Annotated in this window: 15 protein-coding genes; 9 read left to right on the top strand and 6 right to left on the bottom strand. The window is 66.1% G+C overall.

The features are described 5' to 3' along the window. Positions 1-3: 3 nt before the first annotated feature. Positions 4-960, top strand: coding sequence for an alpha/beta hydrolase (locus tag J2X62_RS23415; RefSeq protein WP_310183744.1), 957 nt, complete (start codon positions 4-6; stop codon positions 958-960). Here the strand turns inward: J2X62_RS23415 and J2X62_RS23410 are convergent. Further along, complete coding sequence (locus tag J2X62_RS23410) at positions 916-1809, bottom strand: glycine betaine ABC transporter substrate-binding protein (RefSeq protein ID WP_310183743.1); 894 nt, start codon at positions 1807-1809, stop codon at positions 916-918. The two genes, J2X62_RS23415 and J2X62_RS23410, sit on opposite strands and share 45 nt — an antisense overlap. Positions 1810-2018: 209 nt before the next feature. Here J2X62_RS23410 and J2X62_RS23405 point away from each other — a divergent pair, with 209 nt between their 5' ends. Genes J2X62_RS23405 through J2X62_RS23390 form a run of 4 tightly spaced genes read left to right on the top strand, consistent with a single transcriptional unit; the run spans position 2019 to position 5495 of the window. After that, entirely contained in the window at positions 2019-2993 is a 975-nt protein-coding gene (locus J2X62_RS23405; protein WP_032365502.1) for an ABC transporter substrate-binding protein, read from the top strand. Continuing rightward, positions 2993-4144, top strand: coding sequence for an ABC transporter ATP-binding protein (locus J2X62_RS23400; RefSeq protein WP_032390505.1), 1152 nt, complete (start codon positions 2993-2995; stop codon positions 4142-4144). Before J2X62_RS23405 ends, J2X62_RS23400 begins: the two co-directional genes overlap by 1 nt. Continuing rightward, a complete protein-coding gene (locus J2X62_RS23395; protein WP_032390316.1) occupies positions 4141-4806 on the top strand; it encodes an ABC transporter permease in 666 nt (221 codons plus the stop codon). Before J2X62_RS23400 ends, J2X62_RS23395 begins: the two co-directional genes overlap by 4 nt. Further along, complete coding sequence (locus tag J2X62_RS23390; protein WP_032382479.1) at positions 4803-5495, top strand: ABC transporter permease; 693 nt, start codon at positions 4803-4805, stop codon at positions 5493-5495. Before J2X62_RS23395 ends, J2X62_RS23390 begins: the two co-directional genes overlap by 4 nt. Positions 5496-5573: 78 nt before the next feature. Here J2X62_RS23390 and J2X62_RS23385 read toward each other — a convergent pair whose 3' ends face one another. The 4 genes from J2X62_RS23385 to J2X62_RS23370 all read right to left on the bottom strand — a co-directional run bounded on the left by J2X62_RS23385 (position 5574) and on the right by J2X62_RS23370 (position 8773). Beyond that, the gene (locus J2X62_RS23385; RefSeq protein ID WP_310183739.1) at positions 5574-6773 is read right to left on the bottom strand and encodes an NADP-dependent malic enzyme; all 1200 of its coding nucleotides are present in this window, start codon (positions 6771-6773) and stop codon (positions 5574-5576) included. A gap of 262 nt (positions 6774-7035) precedes the next feature. Beyond that, a complete protein-coding gene (locus J2X62_RS23380; protein ID WP_051365246.1) occupies positions 7036-7329 on the bottom strand; it encodes a hypothetical protein in 294 nt (97 codons plus the stop codon). Beyond that, a complete protein-coding gene (locus J2X62_RS23375) occupies positions 7326-7940 on the bottom strand; it encodes a MarC family protein (protein ID WP_027498030.1) in 615 nt (204 codons plus the stop codon). The genes J2X62_RS23380 and J2X62_RS23375 overlap by 4 nt, the downstream gene beginning before the upstream one ends. Further along, entirely contained in the window at positions 7937-8773 is an 837-nt protein-coding gene (locus J2X62_RS23370; RefSeq protein WP_094621242.1) for a PHP domain-containing protein, read from the bottom strand. Before J2X62_RS23370 ends, J2X62_RS23375 begins: the two co-directional genes overlap by 4 nt. A 79-nt stretch (positions 8774-8852) precedes the next feature. Here J2X62_RS23370 and J2X62_RS23365 point away from each other — a divergent pair, with 79 nt between their 5' ends. After that, positions 8853-9941, top strand: a complete 1089-nt coding sequence (locus tag J2X62_RS23365; RefSeq protein ID WP_027498032.1) for a magnesium and cobalt transport protein CorA — start codon at positions 8853-8855, stop codon at positions 9939-9941. A gap of 88 nt (positions 9942-10029) precedes the next feature. Here J2X62_RS23365 and J2X62_RS23360 read toward each other — a convergent pair whose 3' ends face one another. After that, complete coding sequence (locus J2X62_RS23360; protein WP_174557311.1) at positions 10030-10623, bottom strand: suppressor of fused domain protein; 594 nt, start codon at positions 10621-10623, stop codon at positions 10030-10032. A gap of 70 nt (positions 10624-10693) precedes the next feature. On the opposite strand from J2X62_RS23360, the gene J2X62_RS23355 reads away from it, so the two are divergent. The 3 genes from J2X62_RS23355 to J2X62_RS23345 all read left to right on the top strand — a co-directional run bounded on the left by J2X62_RS23355 (position 10694) and on the right by J2X62_RS23345 (position 13824). Beyond that, positions 10694-11410, top strand: a complete 717-nt coding sequence (locus J2X62_RS23355; RefSeq protein ID WP_310183736.1) for a metallophosphoesterase — start codon at positions 10694-10696, stop codon at positions 11408-11410. Beyond that, positions 11400-12263, top strand: coding sequence for a hypothetical protein (locus tag J2X62_RS23350; RefSeq protein ID WP_032371672.1), 864 nt, complete (start codon positions 11400-11402; stop codon positions 12261-12263). Before J2X62_RS23355 ends, J2X62_RS23350 begins: the two co-directional genes overlap by 11 nt. 124 nt (positions 12264-12387) lie before the next feature. Continuing rightward, positions 12388-13824: an MFS transporter gene (locus J2X62_RS23345; protein ID WP_310183735.1), complete on the top strand. Its 1437-nt coding sequence runs from the start codon at positions 12388-12390 to the stop codon at positions 13822-13824. Positions 13825-13958 lie beyond the last annotated feature (134 nt).

Raw genomic sequence — 13958 nt, 5'->3', positions numbered from 1 at the left:
GTCGTGAAAGCCTTCTACGTTCCACTGCCGATCGTTGCGGCGACGCTCAAGCCCTTCTATCGCCTCGCGCTGAATCCGCGTCTGTCCTTCCGGGCGCAGCGGGCGGTCCTCGAGGCCGCGGCTCCCGTGCAGACGCTCCCACACGGGACCGTCGCGCAGAAACTGACGCTTGCGGGCAGGCGAGCCGAGCGCATCACCGTCGGAGCCACCGAACGCGACACCGCGATCCTGTACCTCCACGGGGGCGCGTTCACGATCGGCTCGATCAACACCCACAGATCGCTCGCCGCCCATCTGGCCCGAGAGTCGGCCAGCGCCGTGTACGTGCTCGACTACCGCCTCGCCCCGGAGAACCCGTACCCGGCCGCGCTCGACGACGCCGTGGCGGCGTTCCGAGAACTCGTGCGTTCGCACGGCTTCACCCCGGATCGCATCGCCATCGCCGGTGATTCGGCCGGCGGCGGGTTGACCGTCGCGACGGCGAGGCGGCTGGTGGACGACGGCGCGAGGCCGGCAGCACTCGGACTGATCTCACCGTGGGTCGATCCGGGCGCACGCGACGCGGTCAAGCCGCGCGACCTGGTGGTCAACACCGGGTGGTCGAACTCCTCGGCCGACGCGTATCTCGGGGCGGGCGACCCGCTGGATCAAGGCTTCGCGCCGCTCCAGGGCAACCTCGATGAGCTGCCTCCGGTCGTCATGCACGTCGGGACGGACGAGGTGCTCTATCCGCAGATCACCGCGTTCGCGGACAAGCTGCGCCTGTCCGGCGTCGAACTCGAGTACATCGAGTACAAGAGGCTCTGGCACGTGGCGCATCTGCAGGCGTCGATCCTGCGGGAAGCAGCCGAAGCCGTCCAGCACATGGGTTCCTATCTGGGCCGCAAGCTCAGAGCAAAGCAGAAGTCCGACGTGTCAGAGGCTGTGCTCGCCGAGCCAGCGGCCGGCGACATCGCCTGACGCAGCACCCCCGCGGACCTCGCCGATCATGTCGGCGAGGTCCGCTGTCGTCAGCTCCCCCGCCACCACCGAGAACGACTTCACCGCACTCTCGTCCAGCACACCGGTGCGGTACAGCGGAACGACGTTCTGCGCCGGATACACATGATCGTCGTCGGGCAGAGTCGTCAGATCCTTGGCCAGCGGACCGAACGACGCAGTCCGAATCGCGAGAGCATCCACCGCACCGGAATTCAGGTCGTCGACGGCGAACTGCGCATCCGGGTAGACCATGAAATCTGTGGCACTTGCCCCGGTGAAGGCCGGAGCCGTCCGCGGCGCATTCATGACGTTCATCGGGTCGACTTGGCCATCGACCGTGCCGACTGTCACGTCGTCCCGACGAAGAAATTCGGTCACCGTCGCGTCGTCGTCCACTGCATTGCTCGACGCGACCGCGAGGGCCAATCGATCCTCGGCGGTTGCGTAGTCTCCCACCGACAGTCCGGCGGGCAGCGATCGGTTCAGTTCGGTGAACACGTCCTCTGCTTCGGTTGCCCCGGCCAGGGTGTCGAAGGTTCGCAACAGGTCCCCGGTCAGGTCAGGGATCATCGATACCTCGCCGCGGTCCAGCGCCGCGAGGTACGCCGTCCGATCCCCCAGGTTCTCGGCGACGGAGACCTCGGCTCCCGTCGACCGGAGTCCTCCTGCGTAGATCTGTGCGAGCAACCGGGAGAGGTCCGAATTCCCTGCTCCGACGACGACGGGCATGTGCCCGGGTTCGGCCCGGTCGGCCGCACTGCACCCACCGACGGAACCTGCAATAGTGACCGCGAGGGCCGCTGCCAGAATCGACGAACGCACTCTCATTTTCTCCTGTTCACTGCCCGTGGGGTTTACCGATCCCGACCGCGGGGCACAGATGCGAACGAGAGGGTAGTCGAACCAACCTTATGGGCACGGCGACGTCGACTACCATCCCGAGCAGCCCGAGTCCTGGTTCGGCGGTGTCCCCGGTGATCGGGCGGCACCCGTCGGAGTTGGGGCTTCGTCTGTGCCCGAACCGATGGAAGGACACCATGACCACCTCCCGAATCACGCGCGCGTTCTCCGCCCCGAAGGCAGTGGCGGCCGTTGCCGCGCTCGCCCTGTCGGTCACCGCACTGACCGCCTGCGGCGGAAATTCGGATCCGCTCTCGAGCGGAGGCGGCGAGAGCAACGACGATACGAACTCGATCATCGTCGGCTCGGCCAACTTCCCGGAGTCCGAGACCGTCGCGAATATCTACGCAGAAGCATTGCGCGCCAACGGTTTCGAGGTGAGCACCAAGCTGAACATCGGTAGCCGCGAGGCGTACATTCCCGCCGTCCGCGACGGCTCGATCGACCTGATTCCCGATTACACGGGCAACCTGCTCCAGTACTTGGACGAATCTGCCACGGCCACCTCGTCCGAGGACGTGCTGGCGGCACTGCCCGCTGCACTCGGCGACGACCTCTCGGTGACGGCCCAGGCACCCGGCGAGGACAAGGATGCCGTCGTCGTCACCCGCGCGACCGCAACCGAGCGCAATCTGAAGACCGTCGGGGATCTCGCACCGTTCTCCTCGGAGGTGACGTTCGCGGGCACGCCGGAATTCCAGGAGCGCGTCGGCGGACTGCCGGGCCTGAAAGCGAAGTACGGCCTGGACATCTCCCCCGGTAACTACGTGCCCATCTCCGACGGCGGCGGACCGGCCACGGTCGAGGCACTCGTGTCGGGCCAGGTCGTCGCGGCGGACATCTTCACCACCTCGCCTGCCATCGCGCAGAACGATCTCGTGGTTCTCGAAGACCCGGAGAACAATTTCGCCGCTCAGAACGTCATCCCGGTGCTGCGGACGTCCAAGCAGTCCGACAAGCTCACTCAGGTTCTCGACGCCGTCTCGGCGCAGATCACCACCGAAGAGCTCATCGCACTGAACACCTCGGTGTCCGGCGACCAGAAGGTCGAACCGGCTGCGGCGGCAACGGCGTGGGTCAAGGACAAGGGTCTGGACCAGCCGGTCAGCTGATGATCACCTTCGAGAACATCACCAAGACGTACCCGGACGGCACCACGGCAGTCGACTCGTTGGACCTGGTGATCCAGCCACACTCGTTCACCGTGTTCGTGGGGCCGTCCGGCTGCGGCAAGACGACGTCGATGCGGATGATCAACCGGATGATCGCGCCCACCTCGGGTGTCATCACGGTCGACGGCCGCAACATCGCCGACACCGACGCGGTGAAGCTGCGCAGGGGAATCGGCTACGTCATCCAGAGTGCCGGGCTGCTGCCCCACCGTTCCGTCGTCGACAATGTTGCGACGGTTCCGGTGTTGAACGGTCAGTCCCGGCGCGCGGCCCGCAAGGCGGCGCTCGAGGTACTGGAACGAGTGGGCCTGGATCCGGCTCTCGCGTCCCGCTACCCGGCACAGCTGTCCGGCGGGCAGCAACAGCGCGTCGGGGTGGCCCGCGCGCTCGCCGCGGACCCACCGATTCTGTTGATGGACGAACCCTTCAGCGCCGTCGATCCGGTGGTGCGTGAGGATCTGCAGACCGAGATGCTCAGGCTGCAGGCCGATCTGAAGAAGACGATCGTGTTCGTCACGCACGACATCGACGAGGCCGTGCGGCTGGGCGACCACATCGCAGTCTTCGGACCGCAGGGTCGTCTGCAGCAATACGACAAGCCCGAGACCGTGCTCGCGGCACCGGCGACGTCGTTCGTGGCGTCGTTCGTCGGCCGCGACCGCGGCTACCGAGGCCTGTCTTTCCGCTCCGCGCAGTCGGTGACGATGCATCCGATCCATACCGCGACCGAGGACGAGATGAGCACCCTGCGACTCGACCAAGGGCAGTGGGTTCTGGTCGTGGACTCCCAGCGTCGTCCCCTCGGCTGGATCGACGCCACCGGCGTCGAGAAGGTACGCGGCGGCGGCAGCCTGGACGAGAGCACCGCGGCCGGTGGGTCGCTGTTCCTCGAGGGCGGGGATCTACGGCAGGCGCTCGACTCGGCGATCTCGTCTCCGTCGGGAATCGGCGTCGCCGTCGATTCGACCGGTGCCGCCGTGGGTAGCGTCGACGGTGCGGAGATTCTCGAAAACCTGGCCGTACAGCGCAAGTCGGAGGACGAGGAGCGCAATCGCCACCACTTCGGCGCGGCCGGGAACGACGCACAGTGACCTGGCTGTTCGACAACTTCGGCGTCGTACTCGGGTACACGAAGACACATCTGTATCTTTCGCTCGTGCCCCTGCTCATCGGACTGCTCATCGCGGTTCCGGTCGGCACTCTGATTCGCAACACGCGGTGGGTCCGCCGAATCACGTTGACGGTGGCCAGCATTGCGTTCACGTTGCCGTCACTGGCACTGTTCGTCACCATTCCTGCGGTCGTGGGACTGCCTGTGCTCGATCCGCTGAACGTGGTGATCGCACTGACGGTGTACTCCACGGCTCTGCTCGTTCGCGCGGTTCCGGAGGCACTCGATTCGGTTCCGTTCGCCGTCGTCGATTCGGCTCAGGCCATGGGCTTTTCGTCGTTACGACGGGCGGTGACCGTCGAGCTACCGCTGTCCTTGCCGGTGCTCATCGCCAATATTCGAGTTGTCACGGTCACCAACATCTCGTTGGTCTCGGTGGGTTCGGTGATCGGTATCGGTGGGCTCGGCCAGCTGTTCACCCAGGGCTACCAACGTGACTATCCCGATCAGATCTTCGCCGGCATCATCTCGATCGTGTTCTTGGCGTTGATCTTCGACGCCGCCCTGTACCTGGTGGGCCGTCGACTCACGCCGTGGACCCGGCAGGGCACGAGCTCGTCGACGAGGAAGGCGCGCGCATGAATCTGTTCTCCGAAGCGTTCTCGTACATCCTCGACGGCGCCAACTGGGCCGGGCCGACGGGAATCGGTGCTCGACTGCTCGAGCACATGTGGTATTCGCTGTTGGCCGTTGTGCTTTCGGCCGCTGTCGCGATTCCCATCGGACTGATCATCGGTCACCTGCGCCGCGGCGAAGCAGTGGTCGTGGGACTGGTCAACGCTCTGCGCTCACTGCCGACTCTGGGTGTGTTGGTGTTCCTGGTCCTGGTGATCGGATTGGGTCTGATCCCGCCGATCATCGCGCTGGTTCTGCTCGGGATACCGCCGCTGCTGGCGGGCACCTACTCGGGAATAGCCAACGTCGACGCCCACGTGGTCGACGCCGCCCGTGCAATGGGGATGACCGAATCACAGGTGCTGCTGCGGGTAGAGATCCCCAATGCACTGCCACTGATCCTCGGCGGACTACGGAACACCACCCTGCAGATCATCGCGACCGCGACCGTTGCGGCGTACGTCAACCTGGGCGGGCTGGGTCGCTACATCTTCGACGGTCTCGCGCTCTACGACTACGGCCGGGTTCTGGTCGGGGCGATCCTCGTCGCGCTGCTCACACTCGTCGTCGACGGCCTTCTCGCCCTAGCGGTGTGGACGTCGGTGCCGGGAACCGGTCGCCTCCGGCGCATGCCGACCGGACTGGCAAAAATCTGACGACGACTCACGCAAACTAAAAGCACCCCGAACCACCGGCCCGGATAGGGCGGGGTTCGGGGTGCTTTTTCTGTTTTCCTACGCGACGCCCTCGGCTCGCGCTGCTGCCGCAACTGCGTCCGCAACGGCCGGGGCGACGCGAGGATCGAGCGGGCTCGGGACGATTCTGTCCGCGGCCAACTCGTCGCCGAGAACCGAGAGGATTGCCTCGGCAGCGGCGAGCTTCATGCCTTCGGTGATGCGGCGTGCGCCGGCGTCGAGCGCGCCCTTGAACACACCGGGGAAGGCCAGAACGTTGTTGATCTGATTGGGGAAATCGCTGCGTCCGGTCGCGACGATGGCCGCGTACTTCCTGGCCACCTCGGGGTGGATCTCCGGATCCGGGTTCGAGAGCGCGAACACGATGGACTCGGGGGCCATCGAGGCGATGACGTTCTCGTCCACCTTGCCTGCGGACAGTCCGAGGAACACGTCGGCTCCGGCCAGCGCATCGCCCGGTCCCCCGCTCAGTCCACGAGGGTTGGTCCGTGCGGCGAGGTCGGCCTTGACGCCGGCGAGGTCACCGCGGTCGGCCGAGACGACGCCTTTGGAGTCGAGGACCACGACGTCGGAGATGCCGGCGGCGAGCAACATATTCGCGCACGCAACGCCTGCAGCGCCTGCACCCGAGACGACCACTCGAAGCCCGGCCAGTTCCCGGCCCTGTACCCGTGCAGCACCCGTCAGCGCCGCGAGGACGACGATGGCGGTGCCGTGTTGGTCGTCGTGCATCACGGGGCAGTCCAGTGCCTCGACGACGCGTCGTTCCACCTCGAAACACCGCGGGGCGGAGATGTCTTCGAGGTTGACGGCTCCGAAACTGTGTCGCATCCGCACGATCGTCTCGACGATCTCGTCGACATCGTGGGTATCGAGCACGATCGGGATGGAATCGAGGCCGGCGAACTTCTTGAACAGCGCCGCCTTGCCCTCCATCACCGGCAACGACGCGCGCGGACCGATATCGCCCAGGCCGAGCACCGCGGAACCGTCGGAGATGACGGCGACCAGCCGGTCGGTCCAGGTGTAGCGCTTGGCCAGTGCCGGGTCGGCGGCGATGGCACGGCTGACCTGGGCCACTCCCGGGGTGTAGGCGATCGAGAGATCGCGCTGGGTCTCGAGCGGCGCGGCCAACTGGACCGAAAGCTTGCCGCCGAGATGCCCGGCGAAGATCTCGTCGTCGGTGATCGCGGCCGCAACTGCCGATGGTGTTCCTGTGGTGTCTTCGACTGCCGTCACGGTGAAAGCTCCTCGCACTGTCGGCCTCGACGAGGCAACACGTGTCTACGAAGTGATTGATGCTCGAAAGGGTCGCGGACTACCGGAGGGCGCCAGTACTGGCTGCCGACTGCCGAAAAGCGTGTCTCGCACGTGCGGCGGGTGTGCCTGCACAGTCAACGATGGGCTGTAGCCGCATCGCTGCAACGGCCCAAGTGTGCCATACCGCCCACCGAACTGACCACAGAGTCAGAAACCAGCGTGAACTACTGCCACCACTGCGCTACTGCCACCACTGGGTCCACAGGACGAGACCGGTGACCACGAAGACCACGATCGCTCCGAGGAAGGCGGTGAATCCGCGTCGGTGATCGGCGATGCGCTGCGCTGCGATGGCGACGACAGCGGCAACGATGTGCACGGTGACCGACAGCGCGCCCGGTCCCGGGTAGCCGCGGGACTGACCGAGATATTGGGTGACGCCGACGCCGATCGCCAGCACCACCAGTCCGGCGGTGACGATGCCGCTGAGCCCGCGTAGGAAGCGCAGCCCGGCGCCCGCTCCGGCCCCGCTCATGCTCCGGCCACGAATCCGCGGACGGAGTCCGCGATCAACTGCACCGCGATGGCGGCGAGCAACAGGCCTGCGATGCGTGCCAGCAGCGAGATGCCGCCCTCGCCGAGCAGCCGGATGAGGACGGTGGAGAAGCGCAGAATCACGAAGAACAGGACGTGAATCGTGATGATGCCCAAGGCAATTGCGAGCAACGAGCTCGCGTTGCCGTCGGCCTGACTGACGTAGACGATCACCGCGGCGATGGCTCCGGGGCCCGCCATCAACGGCGTTCCCAGCGGCACGAGTGCGACGTTGACGTCCTCGGCCGCCGCGTCGCCGCCCGCGCCCTTACCGGTGAGCAACGACAGCGCGATGAGCAGGAGCAGAAGTCCACCCGCGCCCTGCAGTGCCGGAATGCCGATGTGCAGGTAGCTCAGAATGGCCTGGCCGCCGATCGCGAAAACCGAGATGACGGTGAGCGAGACCGCGGGTGCCTGCCATGCGGCCTTGTTGCGCACTTCCTTGCTCTTGCGTCCCACCAGGGACAAGAACACCGGAATCGCGCCCGGTGGATCCATGATCACGAACAGCGTGATCAGAACCGTCAGGTACAGCGTCACGTCGAAGTTCATGACCGGGCCGCCGCGATCAGTCGGTCGTACTGCTCCGGGGCGGTGGTGTACTCGCCCAGCTTCACGGTCTTGTTGGTGCCGTGATAATCCGAGGACCCGGTGACGATGAGGTCCAACTCCGCGGCCAACTCGGCCATCACCACGGTGTCCTCCGGCGAGTGGTCCATGTGGTGGACTTCCACACCGCCGAGCCCGAGCGGGGTGAGTTCTCGGATGTGGTCCAGATCCAGGATGCGTCCGCGCTTGCGGGCCCGGGCATGCGCGAGCACGCTGACGCCGCCTGCGGCGGCGATCATCTCGACGGCGACGTCGAGTGGAGTGTCGACCTTGCCCACGTAATACTTGCCACCCGTTGCCAGCGGACCGGCGAACGCCGCGTCCATGTCCGAGACGTAGCCGGCCTCGATCAGAGCCTGGCCCAAATGGGGACGACCGGCGGCCTCCCCGGCCGAGGCGAGAACCGCGTCGGGATCGATGGGTAGGCCGTCCGCGGCCATGTTCTCGGCGATGGCCCGCAGCCGGGTCACCCGCTCACCGCGCAGTCGTGCACGCTCGGCGGCGAATGCCTCGTTCTCGGGGTCGAACAGGTACGCCAGCAGGTGCACCGGGACGGGCGTGCCGTCCTCCCCACGACCGGTGCACGACAGTTCCATGCCGCGCACGAGCGTCAGGCCGGCGGGCGATGCGGCAGCGGCCTCGTCCCATCCCGCCGTGGTGTCGTGATCGGTGAGCGCCACCACCGACAGGCCCGCTGCCGACGCAGCGCGAACCAGCTCGGCCGGGCTGTCGGTACCGTCGGACGCTGTCGAGTGGGTGTGGAGATCGATGAGCACCAGAACAGTGTCCCAGGCGTACCGCCGTGATGTTCCGGGCCCACTGTTCTGTCGTTTTCCTGGCGTACGATTGCCCGCCATGCCGTCCCTTCCACCGCGTCCCTCACTGCCCTCGCTGCACCGACGAGGAAACAAGGCCGTTCCCGATTCGAGTCCACGAATACCGGTGCCGACGGCGCGCGCCATCGTCGACTGCGCTGTCTACGTCGACGGCTCCCGACTACCCGGCCGGTTCACTCACACGTCGGCGATCGCCGAAGTACGAGCCCGCGGCGAGGGGTTCGTCTGGGTGGGCCTGCATGCGCCGGACGACCGTCAGATGAACGCGATCGCTCAGTGTTACGACCTGCACGAGTTGATGGTCGAAGACACCGTGCACGCGCATCAGCGGCCCAAGCTCGAGCGATACGACGACGTCGCATTCCTCGTCCTGCGCACGGTCAAGTACGTCGAACACGAATCGGTGACGACGGCGAACGAGATCGTCGAGAGCGGCGAGATCATGGTGATGGTCGGTCGAGATTTCGTCATCACCGTCCGACACGGCGAACACTCCGGATTGGCCGGCGTGCGCCAGCGCCTCGAGGACAATCCGGAGCAGCTCGCGCTCGGCCCGTCGGCGGTGCTGCACGCGGTGGCCGACCACGTCGTCGACGAGTACCTCGCCGTCACCGACTCGATCGAGAGGGACGTCGACGGCATGGAGGAGGAGGTGTTCTCTCCGCATCACCACGTGCCGATCGAGAACATCTATCTGCTCAAGCGAGAGGTCGTGGAACTACGCCGGTCGGTGACTCCGCTGTCGACGCCGCTCGCACGACTGGTCCAGGAGCCCAGTGTTCCGAAGTCCGTCCGGCGGTACCTGCGCGACGTGCAGGACCATCACACCACCGTCGCCGAACGTATCTCCGAATACGACGAGGTACTCAGCTCGCTCGTCGACGCCGCCCTGGCTCGGGTGACGATGCAGCAGAACCTCGACATGCGCAAGATCTCGTCCTGGGTGGCGATCGCGGCGGTGCCGACCATGGTGGCCGGCATCTACGGCATGAACTTCGACAACATGCCCGAGCTGCACTGGACCTACGGTTACCACACGATCGTCGCGATCGTCGCCTGCGTGTGCGTCGGTCTGTGGCGCACGTTCCACAAGAACAACTGGCTGTAGATCCTGCGCCTGAGATCTACAACCAGGGACGACCTCCGACAGAAGCGGGTAGCCACCGGAAATCGACACCCTGTGCGCAGGAGCCCGATCAGAGGCTGGCTGCGGACCGGTTGGGGTCTCGAACGTCGATCCCCGCTTCCTTCCAGGCCTCGCGCAACGCGTCCGCCCCGCGCAACCGCACCCAGGCGGCCTCGGTTCCGGTCAACGGCACCGCGGCGAAGAAATGAACCGGATCGAAAGGCTCCGGCAGCGGCAGGTCCGCGATGTCGCTCGGCCCGAGCAGCACGGCCGTGAACGGCGCGTTGGTCCACAGCGGCTCACCGAGATCGAGCAGGGCGTCCTCCACCAGCACGACGCCCTCCACCGCAGGCGAGGCCGCGAGCACGGCCAAGCTCTTGTGGACGCCCGACGCCACGCCTGCGCCACCGCGAAGGGTCAGTACCAGTTCGGCGCGAGGGCCACGGGACGGATCGGCGACCATGTCGTTCGGGTCTGCCATGGGATGACGCGAGCAGCCGAGGCTGACGTACCGCACCACCTCGGAGTCCGCTCCGAATCGCAGCACGTCCAGTGACTCCAGGCCGAGGAACGTCACGGACGCGGACGACGGGTTGTCGTCGCCGATCTCGGTCACCAGGTGTGCGCGTACCGCGGTAATGACACTCTCGCTCACGAGACCCATCCAACACCACCGGTGCCCGAGAAGTCCGTTCGGAGGTGCCACCGCGGACGAGGTGGGTACCGTCGTACCCGTGGTATCCGTTCTCGCTGTGTCCGACGAAACGATCGAATCTCTGTGGAGTCCGCAGGTGAAGTCGCTCGGCGTCGATCTGATTCTCGGCGCGGGTGACCTTCCGTTCGATTACCTCGAGTATCTGACCGACGCGTTGAACGCTCCGTGCGTGTTCGTGCCCGGCAATCACGACGCGGACCTGACGGGTTATTCGGCCGGGAAGGCCGGCTGGATGCGCGCCGGGCTGCCTGCCACCTGGCCGGGGCCGGTGGGTGCGATCAACGTCGACCGGCGGATCGTGTCCGCTGCCGGTCTGCGTATCGCCGGTCTCGGCGGGTCGATCCGCTACAACGGCGGCCCCAATCAATGGACGCAACGTCAGCAGCGCAGACGCTCACGCACCCTCACTCGAACATTCGCGTGGAATCGCAACGTCCGCAAGGACGTACGGCCGGTGGACATTCTGCTCACTCACAGCCCACCCCTCGGAGTCGGCGACGACACCGACCCGGCACACGTCGGCTTCGACTGCCTGGACGAGGTGACGCGTCGGCTCTCCCCACAGTTGTTGTTGCACGGCCACATTCATCCACACGGCCACACCCCGGACGATCTGACCCTGCACGGGGCGACGGTGATCAACACCGTCGGATACACCCTGCTCGACGTCGAACCGGGTGGGCAGCGACAGCACGTCGAAGCACCGAGGATCGTGAGGCGCAGACATGGCACGTGACACCGGATTTCCGGCCGCCGACGCGGAGAACGACTTCACCCGCCAGCGTCGACGCGCCGACGTGGCGAGACTCGTCGGGTGGCTGCGGCGTCAACCCGACGACGTCAACACCATCCTGCCGTTCGACGAAGTGGTTGCTGCCCTCGGCAAGGTCGGTGAACGGCACCTGGGTCTGCAGGTCATTCGCGTCGAGACCATCGTCGGAAGTGTCGACCGCACCCGCGACTTCGACAGGTTCTTCAGGCCGACCTCGGCGCGGATCAGGGAACGCTGGCAGCGGTTGGCGGCGGCGCAGCGCCGCGGTGAAGCGATGCCGCCGATCCAGGTGTATCGCATCGGCGGCATGCACTTCGTCGTCGACGGGCATCACCGGGTGTCGATTGCGTTCGCGATGCATCGCACGACGATCGACGCCGTCGTCACCGAGATCATCACGCGTATCTCCCCCGAGGGCATCACCCGGCGCGGCGATCTGTTGATCAAGGATCATCGCCGCATCTTCCTGAGTCGGGTGCCCCTGGTGGGACGCGCACGCGAGGCGGTACAGGTCACCGACCCGTTCGATTACGCGCAACTGAGCGAGTCGGTGGAGGCCTGGGGATTTCGGCTGATGCAGGAACTCGGGGAGTTCGTCGACCGCGGAACGGTCGCACGACGCTGGTTCGGTGAGGAGTACCTGCCGGTGGTCCGCATGGTCCGGGCGGCCGAGATTCTCGAGGACCGCACCGATGCCGAGGCCTATCTGTGGATGAGCCGTGAGCGCTATCGGTTGGTGCGCGAGCACGTCTGGAACGACGAGATCGTCAGTGAACTCCGGCAGAAGGCCCTGGGGAAGCCCAACCGGGCGCAGTAGCTCGTCCGAGGCACCTCGGCTCACACCGGGGAAACCGGTACCCGATAATTAATTAGATGCGTTCAACATTTTAGTTAGATCGGTTCGTATTTTCGGTTGTCATAGGTAACGAGGTAGCTCTTCCATGTCCACCCGCCGCACACTGCTGCCAGGACTCTGTTTCATCGTCATGACCCTCGCCGTTTTGCAGACGATGGTCGTTCCCATCGTGGGCACCATCGGCACCCAACTGGGCGTCAGCACCACCGCTGCCGGGTGGGTGCTGACGGCGAACTTGTTGGCCGCGGTCATCGCCACCCCCGTCATCGGCCGACTCGCCGACCTGCACGGCAAACGCCCCGTGCTCATCGGCGTCCTGACCGTCGTGCTGGCCGGGTCGCTGCTGGCAGCGTTGACCGATTCACTGACCTGGCTGCTGGTCGGCCGCATTCTGCAGGGCGTCTCGTACGCCCTGTTCCCCATCGCCCTGGCGGTGTTGCGCGACGAGATGCCACCGCGCGCACTCGTCGGCTCGATGTCGATCCTGTCCGGCACTCTCGGCGTGGGCGGGGGATTCGGATTGGTGCTGACGGGGCTGCTCACGGCCAACGGCGCCGACTACCACCGCGTCTTCTGGCTCACCGTCGCCATCGTCGTGGTTGCACTCGGCATCGCGTGGTTCGGTGTCCCGGCCCGACCGCGTAGCGGCAGCGGGTCGGTCGACTGGTGGGGTGCCGTGCTGCTGGCGGGCACACTCCTGCTGCTGTTCCTGGCCCTCACCCAGGGCCGCACGTGGGGCTGGGGTTCGGTTGCCACCATCGGATGCGCTGTCGCGGGCGTGCTGCTGGGAACGATCTGGTGGATCTTCGAGAAGCGCATCGATGCCCCACTCGTCGCACCCCGCATGCTCACTCACGGGCCACTGCTGGCCACCAACGTCGCCACCCTGTTCGTCGGCGTCGGAATGTTCGCCAACTTCCTGGCCTGCTCCTACTTCGTGCAGACCCCACGTGCCGTCGCCGGCTACGGATTCACGGCCAACGTTCTGGAAGCGAGTGTCGTGTACCTGCTACCCGGTGCAGCGGTAGGAGTGGTGGCCGCGGTGATCAGCGGTCGCCTCATCGGATCGTTCGGGCCGCGCCGAGTTCTCGTCGGCGGCGCGGTGATCGGCGTTCTCGGATTTGCGTTCGTCGCGGTGGCCCACGATCACACCTGGCAGCTCATCACCGCGGGCATCGTCATCAACACGTTCGTCAGCCTCGCGTTCGCGGCCCTGCCCAACCTGCTCATGGCCGAGGTCAGCGCAGCGGACACCGGCGTGGCCAACAGCGTCAACTCGATCGTGCGCACCGTCGGCACGTCGATCGCGAGTGCGTCGCTGTCCACCGTGCTGGCGATGTTCACCATCGACGGCACAAACGTGGCCCGCGAGAGCGCGTACACCGCAGCCTTCGTCGCCGGTGCCGTGGCCTGCGCCGTCGTCGCTGCGGCAGCCCTGGCCATCAGAAGCACCCCGGCAGCGCGGCAATCGGTGCGGGTTGCCGAGTCCGAACCGAACACCACGTCGAACGTGCCACTGTAGAGCCTGCGGTATGTGAGTGGAACTTCGTAGTGGGCTACGGGCGGATTCGAGCGGTGGTTGCAACGTGCCTGATCATTAGGGATGTTTGCGATGGTTCACCCGGGTTTCTCACATCAGGTTCGGATGACGTTCTG

The organism is Rhodococcus sp. 3258, from assembly GCF_031456475.1.
In the GTDB taxonomy this organism is placed as follows: domain Bacteria; phylum Actinomycetota; class Actinomycetes; order Mycobacteriales; family Mycobacteriaceae; genus Rhodococcoides; species Rhodococcoides fascians.
Note: the sequence above shows the minus strand (reverse complement) of the source record. Positions and strands in the feature narration are given on the sequence as shown.

Coding starts and splice junctions, on each gene's coding strand:
- J2X62_RS23410 (WP_310183743.1), bottom strand. CDS start 1,809: ATGAGAGTGCGTTCGTCGATTCTGGCAGCGGCCCTCGCGGTCACTATT.
- J2X62_RS23405 (WP_032365502.1), top strand. CDS start 2,019: ATGACCACCTCCCGAATCACGCGCGCGTTCTCCGCCCCGAAGGCAGTG.
- J2X62_RS23400 (WP_032390505.1), top strand. CDS start 2,993: ATGATCACCTTCGAGAACATCACCAAGACGTACCCGGACGGCACCACG.
- J2X62_RS23390 (WP_032382479.1), top strand. CDS start 4,803: ATGAATCTGTTCTCCGAAGCGTTCTCGTACATCCTCGACGGCGCCAAC.
- J2X62_RS23380 (WP_051365246.1), bottom strand. CDS start 7,329: ATGAGCGGGGCCGGAGCGGGCGCCGGGCTGCGCTTCCTACGCGGGCTC.
- J2X62_RS23375 (WP_027498030.1), bottom strand. CDS start 7,940: ATGAACTTCGACGTGACGCTGTACCTGACGGTTCTGATCACGCTGTTC.
- J2X62_RS23365 (WP_027498032.1), top strand. CDS start 8,853: ATGCCGTCCCTTCCACCGCGTCCCTCACTGCCCTCGCTGCACCGACGA.
- J2X62_RS23360 (WP_174557311.1), bottom strand. CDS start 10,623: ATGGGTCTCGTGAGCGAGAGTGTCATTACCGCGGTACGCGCACACCTG.
- J2X62_RS23350 (WP_032371672.1), top strand. CDS start 11,400: ATGGCACGTGACACCGGATTTCCGGCCGCCGACGCGGAGAACGACTTC.
- J2X62_RS23345 (WP_310183735.1), top strand. CDS start 12,388: ATGTCCACCCGCCGCACACTGCTGCCAGGACTCTGTTTCATCGTCATG.